The sequence below is a fragment of the Moryella indoligenes genome (assembly GCF_030812885.1).
In the GTDB taxonomy this organism is placed as follows: Bacteria; Bacillota; Clostridia; order Lachnospirales; family Lachnospiraceae; genus Moryella; species Moryella indoligenes.
Window position 1 is genome coordinate 15,201 of sequence record NZ_JAUSTO010000002.1, and the last position, 20,426, is coordinate 35,626.

General features: G+C 51.7%; 23 protein-coding genes and 1 pseudogene. 10 read left to right on the plus strand and 14 right to left on the minus strand.

Annotation, left to right across the window (positions count from 1 at the left end; genetic code table 11):
- The first annotated feature begins 4 nt into the window (after positions 1 to 4).
- Complete coding sequence (locus J2S20_RS01395) at positions 5 to 1,009, plus strand: P-loop NTPase family protein (RefSeq protein ID WP_106612957.1); 1,005 nt, start codon at positions 5 to 7, stop codon at positions 1,007 to 1,009.
- A gap of 75 nt (positions 1,010 to 1,084) precedes the next feature.
- Here J2S20_RS01395 and J2S20_RS01400 read toward each other — a convergent pair.
- The 3 genes and pseudogenes from J2S20_RS01400 to J2S20_RS01410 form a co-directional block, all read right to left on the minus strand.
- Positions 1,085 to 1,778 (minus strand): annotated as a pseudogene (locus tag J2S20_RS01400) (LrgB family protein).
- Positions 1,771 to 2,127, minus strand: a complete 357-nt coding sequence (locus tag J2S20_RS01405) for a CidA/LrgA family protein (protein WP_106612959.1) — start codon at positions 2,125 to 2,127, stop codon at positions 1,771 to 1,773. Before J2S20_RS01405 ends, J2S20_RS01400 begins: the two are co-directional and overlap by 8 nt.
- 160 nt (positions 2,128 to 2,287) lie before the next feature.
- On the minus strand, positions 2,288 to 3,547 hold the full coding sequence (locus tag J2S20_RS01410) for a pyruvate kinase (RefSeq protein ID WP_307252271.1): 1,260 nt from the start codon (positions 3,545 to 3,547) through the stop codon (positions 2,288 to 2,290).
- Between the two features lie 195 nt (positions 3,548 to 3,742).
- On the opposite strand from J2S20_RS01410, the gene J2S20_RS01415 reads away from it, so the two are divergent.
- Positions 3,743 to 4,192 carry an Hsp20/alpha crystallin family protein gene (locus tag J2S20_RS01415; protein ID WP_307253030.1) on the plus strand — a complete coding sequence of 150 codons (450 nt, stop codon included), beginning with the start codon at positions 3,743 to 3,745 and terminating at the stop codon, positions 4,190 to 4,192.
- A 241-nt stretch (positions 4,193 to 4,433) separates the two neighbouring features.
- Here the strand turns inward: J2S20_RS01415 and J2S20_RS01420 are convergent, their stop codons facing one another.
- Complete coding sequence (locus J2S20_RS01420; protein WP_307252274.1) at positions 4,434 to 5,225, minus strand: ZIP family metal transporter; 792 nt, start codon at positions 5,223 to 5,225, stop codon at positions 4,434 to 4,436.
- Positions 5,226 to 5,440: 215 nt separating this feature from the next.
- Between J2S20_RS01420 and J2S20_RS01425 the strand changes: the two genes are divergently transcribed.
- The 3 genes from J2S20_RS01425 (at position 5,441) to J2S20_RS01435 (ending at position 7,972) form a co-directional block, all read left to right on the plus strand.
- Positions 5,441 to 6,127: a Crp/Fnr family transcriptional regulator gene (locus tag J2S20_RS01425; protein ID WP_106612962.1), complete on the plus strand. Its 687-nt coding sequence runs from the start codon at positions 5,441 to 5,443 to the stop codon at positions 6,125 to 6,127.
- A 221-nt stretch (positions 6,128 to 6,348) separates the two neighbouring features.
- Positions 6,349 to 7,293 (plus strand): 3-hydroxyacyl-CoA dehydrogenase, encoded by a 945-nt coding sequence (locus tag J2S20_RS01430; protein WP_106612963.1) that lies wholly within the window; start codon positions 6,349 to 6,351, stop codon positions 7,291 to 7,293.
- 127 nt (positions 7,294 to 7,420) lie between these two features.
- The gene (locus J2S20_RS01435) at positions 7,421 to 7,972 is read left to right on the plus strand and encodes a tRNA (cytidine(34)-2'-O)-methyltransferase (protein ID WP_106612996.1); all 552 of its coding nucleotides are present in this window, start codon (positions 7,421 to 7,423) and stop codon (positions 7,970 to 7,972) included.
- A 9-nt stretch (positions 7,973 to 7,981) separates the two neighbouring features.
- On the opposite strand, the gene yfcC is transcribed toward J2S20_RS01435, so the two are convergent.
- The 7 genes from yfcC to J2S20_RS01470 all read right to left on the minus strand — a co-directional run bounded on the left by yfcC (position 7,982) and on the right by J2S20_RS01470 (position 14,734).
- Positions 7,982 to 9,694, minus strand: a complete 1,713-nt coding sequence (gene yfcC, locus J2S20_RS01440) for a putative basic amino acid antiporter YfcC (protein ID WP_307252279.1) — start codon at positions 9,692 to 9,694, stop codon at positions 7,982 to 7,984.
- A gap of 244 nt (positions 9,695 to 9,938) precedes the next feature.
- Positions 9,939 to 10,574 (minus strand): trimeric intracellular cation channel family protein, encoded by a 636-nt coding sequence (locus J2S20_RS01445; RefSeq protein ID WP_106612965.1) that lies wholly within the window; start codon positions 10,572 to 10,574, stop codon positions 9,939 to 9,941.
- A gap of 14 nt (positions 10,575 to 10,588) precedes the next feature.
- Positions 10,589 to 11,506, minus strand: coding sequence for a DUF975 family protein (locus J2S20_RS01450; protein WP_211292282.1), 918 nt, complete (start codon positions 11,504 to 11,506; stop codon positions 10,589 to 10,591).
- A gap of 59 nt (positions 11,507 to 11,565) precedes the next feature.
- Positions 11,566 to 11,844: a glutaredoxin family protein gene (locus J2S20_RS01455; RefSeq protein ID WP_106612966.1), complete on the minus strand. Its 279-nt coding sequence runs from the start codon at positions 11,842 to 11,844 to the stop codon at positions 11,566 to 11,568.
- A 19-nt stretch (positions 11,845 to 11,863) separates the two neighbouring features.
- Entirely contained in the window at positions 11,864 to 12,745 is an 882-nt protein-coding gene (locus J2S20_RS01460) for a YitT family protein (RefSeq protein WP_106612967.1), read from the minus strand.
- 29 nt (positions 12,746 to 12,774) lie between these two features.
- Complete coding sequence (locus tag J2S20_RS01465) at positions 12,775 to 14,019, minus strand: M14 family zinc carboxypeptidase (protein WP_106612968.1); 1,245 nt, start codon at positions 14,017 to 14,019, stop codon at positions 12,775 to 12,777.
- A gap of 136 nt (positions 14,020 to 14,155) precedes the next feature.
- Positions 14,156 to 14,734 (minus strand): glycerol-3-phosphate responsive antiterminator, encoded by a 579-nt coding sequence (locus tag J2S20_RS01470; protein WP_307252288.1) that lies wholly within the window; start codon positions 14,732 to 14,734, stop codon positions 14,156 to 14,158.
- A 176-nt stretch (positions 14,735 to 14,910) separates the two neighbouring features.
- Between J2S20_RS01470 and J2S20_RS01475 the strand changes: the two genes are divergently transcribed.
- Genes J2S20_RS01475 through J2S20_RS01485 form a run of 3 tightly spaced genes read left to right on the plus strand, consistent with a single transcriptional unit; the run spans position 14,911 to position 17,771 of the window.
- Entirely contained in the window at positions 14,911 to 16,092 is a 1,182-nt protein-coding gene (locus J2S20_RS01475) for an ABC transporter substrate-binding protein (RefSeq protein ID WP_106612970.1), read from the plus strand.
- Between the two features lie 4 nt (positions 16,093 to 16,096).
- Entirely contained in the window at positions 16,097 to 16,780 is a 684-nt protein-coding gene (locus tag J2S20_RS01480; protein WP_106612971.1) for a GTP-binding protein, read from the plus strand.
- A gap of 19 nt (positions 16,781 to 16,799) precedes the next feature.
- Positions 16,800 to 17,771 carry an ATP-binding cassette domain-containing protein gene (locus tag J2S20_RS01485; RefSeq protein WP_106612972.1) on the plus strand — a complete coding sequence of 324 codons (972 nt, stop codon included), beginning with the start codon at positions 16,800 to 16,802 and terminating at the stop codon, positions 17,769 to 17,771.
- Between the two features lie 127 nt (positions 17,772 to 17,898).
- Here J2S20_RS01485 and J2S20_RS01490 read toward each other — a convergent pair whose 3' ends face one another.
- The 3 genes from J2S20_RS01490 to J2S20_RS01500 form a co-directional block, all read right to left on the minus strand.
- Complete coding sequence (locus J2S20_RS01490) at positions 17,899 to 18,711, minus strand: carbon-nitrogen hydrolase family protein (RefSeq protein WP_307252298.1); 813 nt, start codon at positions 18,709 to 18,711, stop codon at positions 17,899 to 17,901.
- 14 nt (positions 18,712 to 18,725) lie between these two features.
- The gene (locus J2S20_RS01495) at positions 18,726 to 19,238 is read right to left on the minus strand and encodes a nitroreductase family protein (RefSeq protein ID WP_307252302.1); all 513 of its coding nucleotides are present in this window, start codon (positions 19,236 to 19,238) and stop codon (positions 18,726 to 18,728) included.
- Between the two features lie 228 nt (positions 19,239 to 19,466).
- A complete protein-coding gene (locus J2S20_RS01500; protein WP_307252306.1) occupies positions 19,467 to 19,682 on the minus strand; it encodes a hypothetical protein in 216 nt (71 codons plus the stop codon).
- Between the two features lie 31 nt (positions 19,683 to 19,713).
- Here J2S20_RS01500 and J2S20_RS01505 point away from each other — a divergent pair, with 31 nt between their 5' ends.
- Together J2S20_RS01505 and J2S20_RS01510 are read left to right on the plus strand one after the other, a co-directional pair.
- Positions 19,714 to 19,884 carry a hypothetical protein gene (locus J2S20_RS01505; RefSeq protein WP_307252309.1) on the plus strand — a complete coding sequence of 57 codons (171 nt, stop codon included), beginning with the start codon at positions 19,714 to 19,716 and terminating at the stop codon, positions 19,882 to 19,884.
- The gene (locus J2S20_RS01510) at positions 19,881 to 20,366 is read left to right on the plus strand and encodes a peptidase dimerization domain-containing protein (RefSeq protein ID WP_330692716.1); all 486 of its coding nucleotides are present in this window, start codon (positions 19,881 to 19,883) and stop codon (positions 20,364 to 20,366) included. Before J2S20_RS01505 ends, J2S20_RS01510 begins: the two co-directional genes overlap by 4 nt.
- Positions 20,367 to 20,426: the final 60 nt, after the last annotated feature.

Consider the following 20,426-nt stretch of genomic DNA (forward strand, 5'->3'; position numbering starts at 1 on the left):
CACTATGCGCAGAGTCATGGCCGTCGTTGATCAGGATGCAGAATATGGAAAACGGCTGGTTTCCTACTTTAATGAGCAGTCCAGCATTGGCTTTCGGGCAACGGCCTTCTCCGAGCTGGAGAGCTTCCGAAGGTTCTGTCAGAGTGTACAGATAGAGATCCTCCTGATCTCAGAGTCACTTGCTCACGACGCACACGGACTCACCGGAAATGCAAAGGTCATTCTGCTCAGCGAAGACGGTTTTGTCGCGGGAAAGGAACATCGTCCCTTTGGAGCAGCTGCAGTGTTTAAATATCTCCCTGCGGACCGGATGTCCCGGGAGCTCATGAAAATTTACGCAGACGACGACAGCCATACCGTGACGCGCGTCCGCTCCTCACAGTGTGAAATCATCGGAGTCTACTCGCCCGTCAACCGCTGCGGAAAGACAACCCTCGCTATCACGCTCGGTATGGTGCGTGCCTCCCGCGGAAGAACATTGCTCATCTCTCTGGAGGAATATGCCGGTGTATTTATGAACATTTCCCGCAACGCGGAAGAGGATTTGTCCGATGTCATCTATTGCTACCTGCAAGGCTCCTACTCCTGGAGCCGCTTAAAAAGCAAGGTACATTCCTTCGGCTCACTTGACTATATCCCGCCTGTGCGCTGCATAGAGGATGTCTCTCAGATTTCCTCAGAGGATATGTCACGACTCATCCGCCGCATCGCCGAGGAGAGCGGATACGCAACCATCATCCTGGACTTCGGCTCCTTCGGCCGCCGGGCCTCTGAGCTTCTCGAGAGCTGCGACCGCATCTTTATGCCTGTGACAGAGGATCCGCTAGCCACTCTGAAACTGGATTCCTTCTACGAATATCTGGACAAGGCGGAAAAAGCGGAGCTGAAGGAACGATTGATCAAATGCAATCTGCCTTATGATAAAGAAAAGGCGCAGGACTATGCCCGCGCACTGATCTCCGTCTATGAGAGTGGCTCCCTGTACGACTATGCCGCAGGGCTCCACTGATCGCCCGTTGAGAAGCCCCCATCATCCGCTTTGCAGATCCCCTCGGCACAGAGACACCCCCGGGTCCTGAAGCCCTCAGTATATTGTTGCAAAAATTGACGCCACAATCACCGTCATGAGGCCGCAGACCACAATTGCCAGGCTGCTCATCGCCCCCCTCAATCTCTCCGAGCTCCATCGCCTTTGCAGTTCCTATCGCGTGCGCAGAGGTGCCGAGCGCCAGCCCTTTTGCGAGAGGACTGTGGATCGCAAAGAGGCGACAGATCGGCTCCGCAAGAACATTTCCCAGTATCCCTGTGACAATAATCACTGCGACCGTGATCGTTGAGAAGCCGCCGAGCTCCTCTGAGACGCCAATGCCGATCGCAGTCGTGATGGACTTCGGCAGCAAAGTGATATACTGCGTGTGATTCAGCCCAAAGACTGCGCAGAGCAGAAGAACGGAGCAGAGGCTTGTGAGCATACCTGAAAACACAGCGATCAGAATTGCAAACAGATTCTGCCTAAGCAGCGCCAACTGCTGATAGAGCGGGATCGCAAGGCTGACAGTCGCCGGGGTGAGCAGATAGCTCAGGTAGCGCGCACTCTGATTATAGCTCTCATAGCTGATGTGAAAGCCCAGCATAAAGCATATAACCAGCACAATGGAAATGAGAAGTGGATTCAGGAAGGCCTTATGAAATCGGTTTTTCAAAGCCACTCCCAGCTCATAGCCCAAAAGACTTATAACAATTCCTATGGTCGTTGAATTCTGAATCAGCTCATTCATAATCTTTTCTCCGCCGAAGCATCCGTTCCATCACTCTCCCGGTGATCCCCATGACCAGTACTGTGGAAATCAGGGTGATCACACAGACCGGCAGCAATATCTGACTCAGCTCTTCCCATGAGGTCATGAGACCGACTCCCGCCGGTATAAACATCAGCGGCATAATTTCAATCAGAAATTCTGCTGTCTCCTTCACCTGATCCAGCTTTATGATCCCTGTCATAAGACATCCCATCATCAGAACCAGTCCGTAAATACTCCCGGGTATCGCGAGGGGTATCAAATATTTCATCAGCTCTCCGATACAGGTAATGGCTGCAATAATTCCAAACTGACGCATTAATCTCATCAGGCTCGCCTTTCTATATCACACAATTCACAGCAAAATGACCCGACTATCATAAGACCTTACCATTCTTCTTGCAAGCACTGTTTTCTACAATTTAAGACGGAGGTCTGTCTCTAGCCCTCCGCCCCGGCATCTGAAAGTCTTCAAATAATCCACAGGTTCAATCCTGAATTGCTGAGGCCTCAGCAATATCCCGCAGCCAGCGCATCGCCTCCAGCGGATAGCTCCCGATCGCCGTCTCGCCCGTCAGCATCAGCGAAGATGCCCCCTGACGCACTGCGAGATAAATATCCGAGAGCTCCGCCCTCGTCGGTACACTGTGCTCTGTCATAGAATGAAGCAGCTGCGTCACGACCATAAAGGGCTTCTTTACGGCTCGGCAGCGCCGTGCAATCTCCTCCTGCGCTTTCGGAAGCCTCAGAAATCCGATATTGCTCCCCAAATCCCCGCGGGCGATGACAATATGATCTGCAGCAGCCATGATTTCATCCAGATGCTCTATCCCCGCCTGGTTTTCTATCTTTGCAAAGATGCGAAGCTTCGAAAGACCGCGGGCAGACAGCTCTCTCCGAAGCAGCTCCACATCTTCTCCACACTCCACAAAGGGCTGCATCACCGCCGTGACACCTGCCTCCCGCGCATGTGCGAGGTTTTCGATATCCTCAGGGGTAAGAACGGGCAGCGGAATCTCCACTCCTCTCAGGGCAATGCTCTTTCCGGGAGCCGCCGTGCCACCGCGAAGCACCCGGCAGGACAGCGGCATACTGACGAAAGACAAATCGTGATCTCTTTCAGCTGCAGCCTTTCCCTCCTTCGGCCGCTCCATTCCGACCGATGGATAAAAATTGCTCCTGCGCGGTGGGAGCACCTCGAGTTCAAGCTCCGCATCATTGATAAACAGATGCTGTCCGCTCCGGAGTGCCCTGTAAAGCGGCTGCGGAATCCCCATATGGCAGACAGCTTGAGAGGAAAACACAGTTTCTGCTGACCCCGCTGTCCCGACATTTTCTGTCAAAGACTCATCCCCATGAAGAAATAACTTCTTCAGATAACTGTCCTTGCCTTCCGGCTGGTTTTTTTGCTGACTTTCCGGCTGCGCTTCCAAATCAGGCGAGATCCGGACGGGGCCTCCGGTATCAGGGACAGCTCCGGCATAAAGATTTACAAGCTCTCCTCCGCAGAGTAAGCTCTTCCCTTTCAGCTCTACGATTCTGAGCTCCGCTCCCTTCAGATCAATCATCAGCTCAGCATGGCGCCCGGAGCGCAACTGGGCCTCTCGCCAGTTATAAAGCCATTCCGGATGCTCCAAAAGATTACCATGAGACAGATTCAGACGTATTCCTGTCATTCCTGCATCCAGCATGCGACTTAGGAGTTCCGTCTCGCAGCAAGACGGTCCAAAGGTTCCGTACAGTTCCATATACTTACCTCTCTGCATCATTTTCTTCGCCTACATAGTAGAAATTCTCTCTGAAAATGTCAAATGAAAGGATTTTTTAAATTTTTAGCACTCGCATGTTGACAGTGCTAATAACATATGTTATAGTCTCTATAGAACAAAAAGAACAGCAGGGTTTTAAAAACCTGCCACAGTATAAAAGGAGGAAGCATTATGATGTATATGCCCAGTGTATTTGGTGAGAATCTCTTTGATGATTGGATGAACGATTTTGACAGCGCTTTCTTCGGCAGAAGAAATCCCCTCTACGGAAAGAATGCCAAAAACATTATGAAGACTGATATCAAGGAATCCGACAACAGCTATGAACTTGCGATCGATCTCCCCGGCTTCAAGAAGGATGAAATTCATGCGGAGCTGAACAACGGTTACCTGACCATCAGCACGGAAAAGGGACTTGATAAGGAAGAAAAGACAGAAAATGGCCGCTACATTCGAAGAGAACGTTACGCCGGTTCAATGAGCCGCAGCTTCTATGTCGGCGAAAATCTCCGTGAGGAGGACATCTCCGCAAAGTTTGAGGATGGTATTCTGAAACTCAGTGTACCGAAGAAGTCCGCGCAGCCAGAGGTTCCGGAGAAGCGTTACATTCAAATCGAGGGCTAAGTACAGCTCTCGCAGACAGGCACTCTGTCTGAAGCCTGCATACTCTCAGGCGAAAAGTACACAGCTATGAATGCATGCCTGTGCGCTAATACTGTTTGAAACTCTAAGACTCCGCCCGGCAGTCAGTGATTGCCGGGCGGAGTCTTTTCGATGCTTCTCTTTACAGAATATTTTGATGTCTCACCCATTTCTGTTTTTCATAGCCAGCACAACGCTTCTCGCCGTATCTCCGCGGCAATTTCTAACCAAGCACTACATCAAGATACATCATCAGACTAAAGCCAAGACCAAAAGCCAGCGTGCCAAAATCGGAGTGAACTCCCACTGACATTTCTGGAATCAGCTCCTCCACAACCACATAGAGCATAGCGCCCGCCGCAAAACTCAGCAGATAAGGCAGGGCCGGAAGCACAAGAGCTGTCGCGAGAATTGTGAGAAGCGCTCCCACCGGCTCTACCGCACCGGAGAGCACACCGTTCACGAAAGCTTTCATGCGACTCTCCCCCTGCGCATGCAGCGGCATGGAGATAATGGCGCCCTCCGGGAAGTTCTGAATCGCAATACCAAGGGCCAGCGCAAGCGCCGCTGTCGCAGAAATATTCGCATTTCCTGCCAGATAACCGGCGTAAACCACACCGATCGCCATGCCCTCCGGTATATTGTGCAGTGTCACCGCAAGCACCATCATGGTCGTCCTTCTCAGTCTGCTCCGCGGTCCCTCCGCCTCATCACTGAACTGATGCAGGTGAGGTACAAGATGATCCATGAGCAGAAGAAAGAGTATTCCCAGCCAAAATCCAAGCACTGCCGGCAGCACAGCAAGCTTCCCCCGCTCCGCTCCCTGTTCAATCGCCGGAATGAGAAGACTCCAGACAGAGGCTGCCACCATAACACCCGCAGCAAAGCCCGTCAGTATCTTCTGCACATCCTGACGAAGCTCATTTCTCATGAAAAACACACAGGCTGAGCCAAGTCCTGTTCCCAGAAAAGGGATCAGCAGGCCGTAGCTTGTCTGCAATATCTCATCGCGCAAAATCATATCCTCCTGTCTTTCCTGTAAGCACTGTATCTACAGCTTTTGCGAACTTCATGCGGCGATCCTATGCAAGTTGATAAAACAGTATAGCACAGCTTTCAGAAATACTTTCTCATATTTTTATACCAAGTGCAACGCTTGACAGTCCTTCCATACTCGATATACACTTTTTATTAGTCTTTTTTAACCATAACGGTTCACAGGAGGGCGCCATGCTGCAAATAAACGCGATTCACCACAGCTTACAGCAGTGCAGACTCTTCACAGGCATTCCTGAGAGTGCTTACACAGAGGTTCTTCATACACTGCAGGCCAAACGACATGCCTATCCGAAAAATGAGGCCATTCTGAATATCGGAGATCACAGCCATCGTGCAGGAATTATCATTTCCGGTACAGTGGAGATCTCCTTCTATGATGAAAGCGGTAACTGTGTGAACATGCGGCACATCAGCGCCGGAGAGATATTCGGGGCAGCACTGGTCTGCGCCGGAGTAAAGGGCAGCCCCATGCAGTTAAGGGCAATCAGCGACTGCGAGCTGCTGTTTCTTGACTTCGAGGCGCTGATGGAGCCTGCTGCTTCCGTATCTCCGCACTGCATGCAGATTGCCCTGAATCTGATGCAGGACTTTGCGCGACGCTCCCTCTTTCTGAATCAGAAGATACGTATTATGGGACAGAAAAAGCTGCGCGACAAGCTGAAAATATACTTTGCATCCTTTCCCGGCAGTGAAAGCGGAAGCATACATCTCCCCTTCTCCCGAACTGAACTTGCGGAATATCTCTACGCCGACCGCAGCGCCCTGTCCAGAGAGCTCAGCAGAATGCGGGAGGAAGGACTGATCGACTGGACTGGACGGGAGATACATATTCTCGACAAAAACTTTTTGCAAAGCTGACCCTGCTTTTCCTGTTTTTTACAGTCTATTGAAGAGACATTTTTGTTTTATTTTTAATTCCTACTATTTTAATAGGATTTTCTGTTGACTTATGCCGGAAATACGGTATAGTGATATCAAAGTTAATTGTTTCCATTTTTTGTATAGTTTAAGATCTCCATAACTGCCGATGAATATAAGCTTAATTTCTCAGCATTTATGGTTCCCTGAAAGGAGCACACATGACAGAATTTAAAAAAGTTGTTGTCGCCGGGGGCGGCGTTCTGGGAAGTCAAATCGCGTTTCAGACCGCATTCAGCGGCTTTGATGTCACAATCTGGCTGAGAAGTGAGGGTTCAATCGGGCGCACCCGCCCGAAGCTGGAACGTCTGAAGCGGATTTACCTCGAGACACTCGAGACAATGAAGACAAATCCGGCAGCTTACTGCCGTGGCTTCTCAGATAAAAAACAGCTGTCCGAATCGGAAATCAATGCATTAAAGCAGCAGGTCGAGAAAGGCTATTCCAGACTGAAGCTTACCACCAGTTACGAGGAGGCAGCAGAAAACGCAGATCTGGTCATTGAGGCCATCGCAGAAAATCCTGAAGAAAAGACCGCATTTTACACAGAACTCGCAAAATACTTGCCGGCCAAAACCATACTGGCAACCAATTCCTCCACCATGCTGCCGAGCAGCTTTGCCGCAGCCACGGGCAGACCCGAGAAATATCTGGCACTTCATTTTGCAAATGAGATATGGAAAAACAACACCGCGGAGATCATGGGGCATGCCGGAACCTCTGCTGAGTGCTATGACGCAGTTGTGGCTTTCGCCGAGAGCATCCACATGGTTCCACTGAAGCTTAAGAAGGAGCAGCCCGGTTATATTCTGAATTCCATGCTGGTTCCCTTCCTGAATGCGGCACAGACACTCTGGGCGAAAGAGATTGCAGATCCTGAGACCATAGACCGTACCTGGACACTTGCGACCGGCGCTCCGGCGGGTCCCTTCCGCATTCTGGACATCGTCGGTCTGACCACTGCCTACAACGTAGTCATGCTGAATCCGGATGCTGGGAATCCCGACAGCACTGCGGGTAAAATCGCAGCACTGCTGAAGGAAAAGATTGAGGCAGGCAAGACCGGAATCAATGCAGGTGAAGGCTTCTATACATATAATAAGTAAAATAAGGCGATGCGCATAGAGATAAACTTGCGCTATAATGGCGGGGTATGCAAAAACATACCCCGCCATTATGATTGAGACTATTTATTACTCGGATCAACGACACGGAAAGGACATGAACAGCCGCATGTTAAATATCGTACTGCACGAGCCGGAAATTCCCTTTAATACCGGCGCAATCGGAAGAAGCTGTGTTGCAAGCCACAGTGCTCTGCATCTCATCCGTCCCTATGGTTTTGAGCTGAGCGACAAGTACTTAAAACGTGCCGGCATGGACTACTGGCCCAAGCTCACACTGTCGGAATATGACAGCTATCCAGACTTTCTCTCACAGCATCCCGGGCTGCAGTTCTGTGATAACTTCAGTGAAGCAGAGCTTAACGAACGCGAGGTTCTCAATATGCCAAAGCTCTGGTTTGCAACCACCAAGGGGCAGAAGATATACAGTGACGCAGCTCTTGGGCCAAACGATTACATCATGTTCGGCAAGGAATCTGCGGGCATCCCCGAGGAAATACTGGTGGAAAAACCGCGCTCCTGCATACGCATCCCCATGTATGAGGATATCCGCTCTCTGAATCTTTCCAACTCTGTCGCCATACTTCTCTATGAAGCTCTGCGCCAAAATGATTTTATGCAGCTGGAGCGTCAGGGCTCACTGCATCGCCTGCACTGGTGAACAGCCTTCTCAGCTCAGACCGATCATGCAGGCAATTGCCAGGGCCACACTACCCATCAGGAAGAAAAAGCCCTGCATCTTGATCTGAAACTTCGCCCAGGTGCCCCAGTCCATGCGTGCCACACCGAGCACACCGATAAGAGAAGCAGAAACCGGTGTAAAGGCATCAACAAAACCGGCACCCATCTGATACGCCAGAACTGCTATCTGGCGGTTGACACCGATGATATCCGAGAGCGGCGCCATGATCGGCATGGTCAGTGCCGCCTGACCGGAATTTGAGGTCACCGCAAGATTGAAGCAGCTCTGGAACAGATACATGATCTCTGCACCGATATAAACCGGCACACCATGAACCGCTACGCCAATGCTGTGAAGAATTGTATTCAGTGTAGACGGGACCGTTGCATCCGAACCACCCAGCACCAGCAGTATGCCCTTTGCCATACCAACGACTATTGCAGTCCCGGCGAGATCGGCCGCACCGCTCTGGAACGCAGAGGCCATGGAATTTACAGTCATATCATTCAGCTTAAAGAGAATTGCCGTCACTCCTGCAACAAAGCCCATTACAAAGAACTGAGAGGCGATTTCCGGAATATAATATCCCTTCTGCGTCACACCCCAGACAATCCAAATCAGAACAGCCAGCATCTCAAGCAGAATCAGCTTATGTCCCAGCTTAAACTCGCGGATCTCCTCTGTCGCATTAACCGCTCTGCCGCGGAAATAGGAGTCACTCTTATAGACCACGGACTTCTCCGGGTTTTTGCGTATCTTCTCTGCATAATACATCATGTACGCCGCAGAGAGCCCTGTCACAATAAACCACAGCGGAAGACGGAAGCTCGCACCGGAGAGCACCGGAATACCTGCGATGCCCTGCGCAATTGCGACAGAAAAGGGGCTCATCCAGGAAACCGCATTTCCAATCTGAGAGGCCACATAGGTCACCGTCACCGCGACGATGGAATCATAGCCCAGTGCGATCACAAAGGGAACCATGACCATGGCAAAGGGAATACACTCCTCTGCCATGCCAAAAGTCGCTCCGCCGAGCGAAAAGAGGAAGAAGAGGATGGGCAATGCAGCACGCTCCAGCCCCCTTGAGCTGTTGATAAAGGCATAGATGCCCGCATCAATCGCACCGGTCTGCATGATGATGCCAAAGGCGCCTCCAACTACAAGAATCAGAGCCACAATACCGACTGCCGTGCCGTATTTATCTCCCGTGACCAGCCCCTCAAACACATAATTCAGTAAGCCAAAACCGCCAAAATCATCGGTTCCCCAGAGCACTGCCGTCTTATGCAGCTTTTTGGAGGTGTCATAGATCTCCATTCCAAATTCGCCGTAGAGCACATCATCCGTGAGTCCCAGCTCATCCAGATCTCCCTGGGTCCAGCCGGAAGCATCTCCTGCAGCAAATTCCTGAAGTGCCTCTGCATCGAGCTCCAGCTCCGCAAGCTTCTCAGGCTGCTGCAGCAGAGTCCCGATATCTTCCTTGACCTGCTCCGTATTCAGCGCGTAGCTGTAGCGGAAGGTATCCTCCATCAGCACTGTTCTGCTCTTCACCACCCCGTTGTTGTCGGTATACTCAATCTTGTGTGTGCTGAAGCGCCCCGCCGGAATTATAAACGTCAGCAGCCAGCACACCACAATAACAGCGAAGATAATCGCATAGGTATGCGGTGTCTTCAGCTTCGTAAGATCCTTTGACATACTTGTACCTCCCCCGAAAACATTTGTTTTTCTATAATTTACCACAGTTGTTGTACCTTGCATAGTGTCGTGCCAAAGAGTACACTGTGCTCTCCTCACGCTGGTGCATAAGGCCAAAATAATCAAGCAGGCCAGCATGAAATAAATCAAGTTTCATGCTGACCTGCCGCTATGTTATTTATAAAAGAAACTGTCTGGATGCCCGCCACCGTGGTAATACGAAAACTTTCGTCTGTGCTGATTCTCAGCGCAGACGCGGAAGATTCCAATGATGTCTGACTGCTTCATAGCGAAGCGCAATTACCGTCAGTGCCCCTGCTGCTACAGCGATATTTTCCTCCGCCGTAATACGCCAGAACAGCCCCGTCACAACTGCCCCTGCGACTGAGGCAACTGCATAGACATGCTTCACAAAGATCTGCGGCATCTCATCTGCAAAGATATCCCTCAAGGCACCGCCCCCGACACCGGTCATGACCCCGAGAAAGGCAATCAGAAAGAGCTTATCTCCGTGCTGTGCCTGCACTCCGGCGAACACGCCGTCGACCGTAAAGGCCGCAAGCCCCAGTGTGTCGAACCAGAAGAGCAGCTGCTCTCCGACTCTCTGTGAGAGCGGCAGTGACTTTCTGCTGTACAGAACCAGAAAAAGAATATTAGCGGTGAGTACTGCAATAAGGACATAGCTCGGATTCAGAAACATGACCGGCGGTGTCCTTCCGATAATGATATCCCGTATCATTCCTCCACCAGTTGCGGTGAGCACTGCAAGCATATTGACACCAAAAATATCCATATTCTTTCTCGCCGCAACCATTGCCCCGGATATCGCAAAGGCAACGGTTCCGACAAAGTCCATCCAGACAATCAGCGAGCTGAACATACCCTACCCGGTCCTTATCTTAAATTATTTTCATCACCCTCAAAACGAGCCGCTCCGTACCACGGCTCCTGTTCTGTCCCCGACCAGGTATTCTGCTGCTTCTGCTGCTCTTCCCGTCGCCTCAGATCATCGCGCAGCTGACGGTAGAGCTCTGCCTCTGCAGCCGCCCTGTAAGGATTGGTCCAGAGGACGTCCAGAAGTCCCCCGGTCAGAGCGCCGAGCAGCTGCCAGCCGATAAAGGACAGACTCAGGACAAAGGTTCCCCACTTGTTTCCGTCCATAAGCTGATAGCTCCGCTCAAAGACCTCCTTGCGGCTCAGCTCCGGCTCCTCCGCGAGGATGTAGGGAATCATCGTATACTCAATGCTCTTGATGATGCCGGGAATAATGAGGCAGAGCGTCCAGAGGACGATCTTGATATTGCGTATCACCAGAGTCAGAACAATCTTTCCGTAGTTCCCCCCGGTGAAACCGGAAAAGATAGCTCCCGGCTCTGCCTTCGACTCGGTATTATCCAGGAAAAACCTCCGTATCCCGACCTCGAAGGCTGTAGAGATAAAAATATTCACCAGCAGAAGTATGAGCAGCATCCACAGCGACAGCGCTACAATCGCCGAGCGAAAGGTCGGAACCACATCAAGGACTGATTGTCCCATCCAGGGAAGCTTCTTTGCAACGCTGTAGCCCGGAAGCTTTTTCCACAGCCAAGAATCATCACCCATATTCTCTTCGTCCGCACTGTATCCGGAGGAATTAATTCCGGCCTCACTCTGCACAGCGGCAGTTTGCTGCTTCTCAGTATGGCTGCTTCTCCCCTCTCTGCCCTGTTCTACAAAGATCGCCAGCAGCAGCGCTGCGAGCACACAGAGTATATAATTTCGCTTAAATGCAGACCTCGCGTTTCTCTTTACTTCTTTTCGATTCCAGATCATTCTGCTCTCCCTGCGGTTCTTCCGCCATATTCTCCACACAGCATCTGTTTCAACAGCCTCTACTTCAGGGCTGCTTCGAGGGTCTGTCTGACATGCTCTCTGCACTCCTCATAGCGCTCACCAAGATGTGCCTCGTAGAGCTTCTCCTTCCCGATAAACATGGAAGGCACGCTGAAATACTCGTACTGCTCCGCAAGCTCCGGCTGCTTCTCCTCGTTGATCCATTCCAGCTCCGGCTCCGCATACCTTGGATTCTCCGCCTTCAGCTCCTCCACTGCCCGCCTCGCATTCTTGCAGTAGGGGCAGCTCTCCAGATAAAAAACCGTGACCTTCTTCATTTGCATTCTCCTTTTCAACTCACTTTTTTCCCGGTGTAAAGCCCCGCCCGTGCACCTGACTGATGCGGCTGATGATCATGAAGCTCTCAGGATCTATCTCATGAATACGGCGCTCTAACCGCGGCAGCTCCCGGTTGTATACCACGCTCAGCACAATCTGTGTATCCTTATTCATGTAACCGGTCTGCCCGTTCAGGAGCGTCACGCCGCGCTCCAGCTCTGTGAGAATCGCCATGCGGATCTCATCGGAGCGCTCGCTGATGATCTTCACCTCCGTGCGCGTCGTGCCAAGGAAAAGCATCTGATCCATGGCCATCGTTGAGATAATCACGACCACCAGTCCGTAGAGTATGCGCTCCGGGGGATAGACCACTGCCTGCATGAAAAGAATCAGAAAATCAAAGATATAGAAGCTGATGGAAATCGGTACATGACAGTACTTATTCAGCACAAGCGGCGGAATGTCCATGCCTCCGGTCGAGGAACCCGCGCGCAGCACGATTCCGAGAGAAATGCCGATGCCAAGTCCCGCAAAAATAGCGCAGAGCATCAGGTTATCGCTCATCACATAATCCCCAAGCGCCCGCTCCCAGAACCCCAGCGCCAGCGGACTGATAAAGGTACTGAGCAGCGTCGAGAGAGCAAAGGCCCTGCCGAGCAGCAGAAGTCCCACAAACAGCATGAGCACATTCAGAACCAGAAGAGAGTAGGATACCGGAATCCCACTGATCTCATAGAGCACAATGGAAATGCCTGTCGCACCACTGGTAACCAGACTCGCCGGAAGCAAGAAGAGCTTTACAACAAGGCCAAAGAGTACATTTCCCAGCACGATCTCCGTGACTGCTGTGATCTTTCTTCCAATTCCGTCGTTCAGTATCATTTCCTGAAGCTTTCCCATTCTGCTATGCTGCTCCTTTAATACTTAGCTTATTCTGCGCGGGGCGCGACCAGCTGGACGCTGCTGTCCTTTCCTGCCGGCGCGCTGTTCAGCTGCACGCTGCCGCTCTGCCCGGCCTCTATCTGCTCCTTGGCCGCGCGCTCTTCATTTTTAATTTCTTCCAGCAGCGTGCTCCTTCCCAGAAGCTCTGCGATGAGCTCCGGAAGCAGCTTCCGATTCTGCGTCCATATGGTCTCCAGCTGGGTCTCTGGCACAGGCGCCGTTCCAAGTCCCACCTCCAGGGTGATGTTTGGCACATTCATCTCTGCATCCAGCCAGTCCTTGAAGCTGCAGCCCTCCTCGGATGCGCCGCTTCCCGGTGTCACCAGGCCATAACCTGTGAGTCTAGAAGCAATCCGGCCCATATTGTGCTCTCTCTCTCTTACCTCGGCACCGGCCTTGCTGTGTGCCCAGTAGATGATCTGACCCTGCGAGTGGTAATTCACCACCTCGCTGAACTTCTGACTTTGTACAAGCCTCATAATAGCCTGCGTCTCAAGCTCTGAGCCTCCGGAGGGACCCTTGTAGAGATCGCTCGCCGGCTTGTCTCGCAGATCCTTCAGAGGTGCCCAGCCCGGCGTCGGGAAGTTCCTGTTCAGATCGACTCCATTCGCATTGTTCTTCCACTTATTCAGATACCAGTTATATTTGTTTGTATCCTCCAGCAGTCCCCATTCCGCCCAGCTTTGTATGATCGCATTGACCTTCCGCTTCATCGCATTCGTCTGAAGACCGTCCAGCGCATATTGCGAGATCGCAACGCCATCCGGATCAAGCATCGGTACGAACTGCACGCAGACGCTCTCCAGACTGGCATCACCGCTGTCTCTTCGGTCGAGGAGATCCTTCAGCTGACGCATGACGAGCGGCGTCGTGATGTATTCCCGCGCGTGCATCGCCGCGACCACGAGGATTTTTTTCTCCGCCGCCGGATTTCCTATTACAATGCGGTACAGTTGTCTGCCGTCCGCTGTGTTCCCGATAGAATCTGCGCTCACACCGGAATAGCGCTGTGTGAGAAGCGCAATATCCGATTGCAGCTGACTGTAAGTATACATCCCGCTCACAGCAAAATAAAAGCTGTCAGAGCTTGTCCTTAAATCGCTTACAGCACTTTTCGTTTCCCTCTTTGCATGAATCACAGTTCCCGCACGGGAGCTGAGTCCCGGCATCAGAGCCATTGCCGCTACAGCCAGAAAAAGCGCCGCTGTTTTCATCCATCTCTGTTTCCGCATTTTCCTACCTCCGATGCTTTTTATTATACGACGGAAGCAGGCCGGCTTCTATTTACGGCTTTATTAAGCTTGCTTAACTTTCTTTCTGCAGAAACCAGATGTCCGCTCTGCAAAGACCTTGATGCCCGGGCTGTGCTTAAATAAACCACAGTGCCTGATTGGTCGTCGAAATGGACACCGCCCCGTTCTTCAGCGCGTTATAGACCTCCGACTTTGCTGTAATGAGCCCGCTGACCATAACGGGCACCCGACATAAGCGATTCAACCTCTGAATCACCTCCGGCAGCAGAGTCCCCGGAAGCACCTCTACGATATCCGGCTGCACCGATTCGCTGCGGCCATTCTTCTCAAAGCTGTCCATAGAGGTGCTGTCCAGCATAAACATGCGGAGTATCGTGTTCAGGCCGATATCCCGCGCATGCTGAATCAGATTGAATTTTGTCGTAATGATACCATCCGCCTCCGTATAATTCCGAATATAGTCTACGGAAACATCCTTTGCCTGCAGTCCGCTGATCAGATCCATATGCACCATGGCGACCTTTCCCGCGTCCTTCAGACGCTTCACAATGCCTACGATACTGCCGATATCGCCGTAAAGAATAAATACGATGCCGATATCGGAATGAAGACATTGCTCGAGTCCCTCATCATCCTTGATCGCTGCGATGACCGGATTGGCCTCCACTGCCTGCACAAACTCATAATGTCTCATTCTCTGCTCCTGTCCTGACTGTACAAAGCTGGTTTTATTTTATTATAACACGGAAGCCTTCTGAAGCGAAATGTCTCTTATGTTGCCGAAGTCACATACTTTCTGCTGCTTCTCTGCTATTCTTGTTGTCAGTCTGCTGCCATACTATGCGCGCACTGTAAGGAAAGGACCGCTCAATGAACACTGAAAAAAACGTATATGCACTCTGCATGGAACACCCCGCACTGCGGGAATTTCTGATCTCCCACGGCTTCTCGCCGCTGCGGCAGGATATCGCATTTCAGACCATGGGGAAAATGATCTCACTCCGCCAAGCCCTCGCCACAAAAGGAATCGACGAGGAGATATTTCTCTCAGAGTATGAGAACTACCGCGCCGTTGCCGGGTCAGAAGAGGAAGCAGACAACGCGGTTGATGCTTCCGCTACACGCCGCTATCTCGCTGCCGGTTCTCTTCCCTGCCCTGTGAAGCTCCCCCTGACTGACCACCTGAATGCCTACAATAAAGTACACCATGTGCATGACATCGATTTCGACTTTCGCTCCGCAAATCTGGGACTGGATTTTGTGACAGAGCGCCTTCTCTCCGGAAAAGAAGCGGCATACCCGGATCTCATCAGCTCCGCAGGCTATGAGCTCATCATTAACTCTGAGCTGCACAGTGTGTTCGCCACGCATTACACTGCACCGGAGCTTCCCTTCAACAGGGAAATGCAGACAAAGCTTCCGGGGCTGCGTGACCCGAAGGGTCTGTATCGCATCATCGCAGTGGTGCCGGCCGTATTTATCGTCAACAAACGGGCCCTCAACGGACGGCAAGTTCCGCGTTCCTGGGAAGAGCTCCTCTCCGGAGATTTCCGCCGGTCTGTCGCGATCCCGGTCTCCGATCTGGATATGCACAACGCCCTGGTGCTGACCATCTACAGCCGCTTCGGGGTGCAGGGTCTTGCCGCCCTGAAGGAATGCTTTGCAAAGAGTCTGCATCCCGCCCAGATGGTAAAGGGCATGCAGAATCAGGCTCCCTCAGTCTCTATCGCTCCCTACTTCTTTGCCTCTATGATTGCAAATGACAATCAGGAGCTGGTGTGGCCGGAGGAGGGAGCTGTCGCCAGTCCCATCCTGATGACCGTCCGCAGAGAGAGCGAGGCTGCCATCGCCTCCGTCATTGACTATCTGCTCTCCAATGAAGTGAATCATATCCTCTCCTTCAACGGAAAATTTCCCGTGACTTCTCCCTCTGCCGGTCCGCAGCTCGCGCCGGAGCAGCAGCTCCTCTTTGCCGGCTGGGATATGCTGCATGAAATTTCAAGGGAACTGCCCGTAATAGAGAAATATTTTGCTCTGAACCAGAAAGGATAAATGTATGAAACTGATTACCTTTTCGGGCCCGCCAAGCTCCGGCAAGACCTCTGTCATCCTGAAGACGATCGCACAGCTTAAGACAGAAAACAGAAAAATCGGTGTAGTAAAGTTCGACTGCCTCTACACCGACGACGATAAAATCTATGAAAAATACGGCATCCCCGTAAAGAAAGGGCTCTCCGGCGGACTCTGCCCGGACCACTTTTTCGTCTCCAATATTGACGAAATACTTCACTGGGGACACTCACTCGGACTCAGTATACTCATCACGGAATCTGCCGGACTCTGCAACCGATGCAGCCCCTACATAAAAGATGTGCTCTCCATCTGCGTAATCGACAATCTCTCCGGCATCAACACACCGCTGAAGATCGGCCCCATGCTCCGCTCCGCAGATATTGTGGTCATCACCAAGGGCGATATCGTCTCTCAGGCAGAACGGGAGATCTTCGCCTCCAGAGTGCAGACCGTGAATCCGCGCGCCATCATTCTGAACCTGAACGGGCTGAGCGGACAGGGCGCATTTGAGCTCTCCTCCATCATCCGTGAGCGGGCCATGTCACTCACAGAGAAGCAGGAGATGAAGCTCCGCTACCCCATGCCGACTGCACTCTGCTCCTACTGCCTTGGTGAGACCAGAATCGGTCAGGACTATCAGCTGGGAAATGTAAGAAAAATTCAGTAAACACGACAGGAGGACTTCTATGACTATCGCAGAACTGCGGAAGCGCTATCCCTTCACTGACAACTTCTTTCTTGCAAACGGACTCTCTGTCGAGCACGCAGGAGCACTCACACTTCACGAGTATCTGACTCAGCTTGACGACACAGAAAAAGCAGAGCTCGGCGTCAGCCTCAGTGAGATAGAAAAAAACTTCGACGAATACCTCCGGCAAATGCTCGACTTTCTGGGGGAGGAAAAGTACTTTCAGGGCATCACCATACTCCCCGGTCATGACAAAAGCGGAGCTCCGGAGCACTTCTCATCGCTTGAGCTGCACCCCTCTGATGTCATCTCCATTGTCGGCCCGACCGGCTCCGGAAAGAGCCGGCTGCTTGCAGACATCGAGTGGATGGCGCACGGAGACACACCGACTGGACGCCGCATACTTGTGAACGGCGAGGAGCTCTCCACAGAAAAGCGCTTCTCGGGAGGGGAGAAGCTGGTGGCTCAGCTCTCCCAGAACATGAATTTTGTGATGGATCTCACTGTCGGAGAATACATCGATCTGCACGCAAAATCCCGGCTCGTGAATCCGGACGAAAAGCGGGAACGCATCATCGAGGATGCCAACCGTCTCTCCGGCGAGAGCTTTCAGCTGGACAGCTATATCACTGCGCTCTCCGGCGGACAGTCGCGGGCACTGATGATCAGCGACACCGCAAATCTCTCCAAAAGCCCCATCGTTCTGATTGATGAGATCGAAAACGCCGGAATAGACCGGCAGGAAGCGGTAAAGCTGCTCATGGCGCGCGACAAGATTGTCCTCATGGCGACGCATGATCCCCTGCTCGCTCTCATGGCGGATAAGCGCATCGTCATCAGCAACGGCGGAATCAGCCGTATCATCGAATCAAGCGAGGAGGAACACTGCGTGCTCGACAGGCTTCAGGAGCTTGACAGTTACATAAACGAAATGCGGTGCAAACTGCGCCGCGGAGAAAAGCTGGTTTAGTAAAGCCAAGATATCACAGAACCAGCTGAGGGTATTGGTGACTGTATCTCACCAATACCCTCAATATCATGATTATGGAGCCGACATCCCCCATCCTGTACATATGAAAACTTTTATTACGCTATCTTCATCCTGTGTACAGCTCCGGTCTTCTGTCTTCATAGGAAGGAAGCTTCTTTCTCACCTCTGCAATGCGCTCTGTGTCAATATAGACCGGGATGAGGCGCTCCCCTTCTCCGGCGCTCGCGAGCGTGACTCCCATGGGATCCACAGCGATGCTCTCTCCCATGCGTATCCTGCTGTACTGATCGCAGGCGAGCAGGAAGCAGGTATTCTCAATTGCACGTGCAGTGACAAGAGTCTTGAAGTGCAGACTCTTCAGATCTCCCTTCACCCATGCAGTCGGCATCAGGATGATCTCCGCTCCCTTTGCTCTCTGGTCGCGTGCCACCTCCGGGAAACGAACCTCATAGCACACAAACAGACCTATTCTTCCAAAAGGTGTATCCACCGGCTCAAAGAAGGCATCACCTGCCTTAAATTCATCTGATTCCTTGTAGCCAAAGGCATCGTAAAGATGAGTCTTATGATAGCTTCGAACGATCTCTCCGCGATCATTTAACATAATCACTGTATTATAGCTCCGTGAATCTGCGGAATCCTCTACCCGCTCCCGCATTCCGAAGACCAGCCACACGCCGTGTTGCGTAGCCAGCGCACGCATCCCCCGCACAAAGGCGCCATTCAGTGGCTGCGCTGTTGCATTGCGAGCTGCAGCATCTGCTCCCTTCCCGAATTCAATCATAAAGCTCTCAGGAAAAAGCAATAGCTGCGGCTGATACTTCCGTACCGCTTCTTCAGTAAAGCGCGCAGCCTTCCGAAGATTCTCCTCCGGGCTTTCTGTGCACTCCATCTGCACCATAACAAAAGTACTTTCCATTTTTATTCCCTCATTCACAAAAATGCCGCAATCTCGCTGAGCTCCCTCCGCTCTCTGTGCAGATGCGCCGGATGGGCGTCCTCCGCCGGATAACCGACCGGGAAAATTGCGACAAGATCATAGTCCTGCATCTCCGGAAACAGCTCCTTCATTCTGGGTGTATCAAACTTCCCGACCCAGGTGCTGCGAAGCCCCAGCGCATGAATCTCAAGCATCATATGCGTCGCGACAATCGAGGCATCGACCATGGAAAAATTCTCTCCGTCAGAGCTTCTGACCCAGGCCCGGCTCTTCTCTCCCCCAACCACAAAAAACAAGGAGGCGCCAAACATATAGGAATTCACCTCCGCAAGCTTTGCCCTCGCCTCCTCGCTCTGAAGTACCCAGATTTTATAGGGCTGGGCATTATGTGCGGTCGGCGCTGCCTGTGCCGCCCCCAGTATCATATTTATTTTCTCCCGCTCCACAGCTCTGTCCGAGAGCTGCCGACAGGAATAACGATCCTTCGCAAGTTCAAGAAAGTTCATCTCTATTCTCCCAGGTTTTTCATCCATTGTTTTATACAATTTTTGTCTCTGCCACGGGCATTTTCACACTTCCGGATCTTCGGTCTCTTCTCTTTCACCCTACACTCCATCCACTTCTTGTAAGCTCCATTGTAACCCAAAAGGACAAATTATGCGAGACCTGTAAAATGATGCGATACTTGTCAGGTAGCGCACGGCAGAAACGCGATCTCCAGCAATACCATCCCCTCAACGATGCGGCAATTTGATCTGGCGCATCTGCTGGTATATGAACTGAAACAGATAGGGCTTCAGGATGCTCAGGTAAACCATCACGGTATCGTGTACACCAAGCTTCCTCCCAGTTCTGCCTGCACACATTGCACAGCGATTGGTTTTCTGGGACATCTGGATACCTATCCCGGCGTACCCGGCAAAAACGTAAGACCACAGATTATTCCTCATTACGACGGAAAGGATATCCGCCTCGGACAGAGTGCTGTATTCCTGCGCACAGCGGTCTATCCTCATCTGCTACAGCTACTGTGCCTATCGTTTTCTGCTTCCGGATTCCTGCCCCTTTGAGCGAGGCGTCTATGCCTGGGGCATAGGCGCCGGTGTCATGATGACCGGACTGGCACTACTGAAGATATGCGGCCCTGAATGAGTGTGCTGATCCAAGGAATCAGTGTACACACAGGAAGTACCAAGGGTAAAATGAAAAATGCATTACTTCTCGTCCATGAATTTCAGTCTATGATACCGCCGTCGGAAACTCCGTCCTCTACCGAAGGCTACGAAGGCTTTTACCACCTGCGCTCTCTGTCCGGAAATGTTGAAACCTGCCGGATGATTTATAACATCCGGGAACATGACCACGCGCGTTTTCTTGCGCGAAAGACCTTCATGAAGCGGGTATGCGCTTATCTGAATCAGAAATATGGAGACGGCTCCTTTACCCTGACACGGGAAGACAGCGGATTCAATATGCAGACAGTCCTCTGTGAGCACATGGATCTGATCGACAAGGCGAAGCAGGCCTTCCGCGCCTGCGGAGTAGAACCCACCACACCCCCAATTCGAGGCGGAACAGACGGTGCAGGACTCAGCTTTATGGGACTTCCCTGCCCGCTGTACCAACTGCTTTAAGCAATATTAACAATTTATTTCTTAAATTATGTATTTTTTATAATTATATGATATTATTTA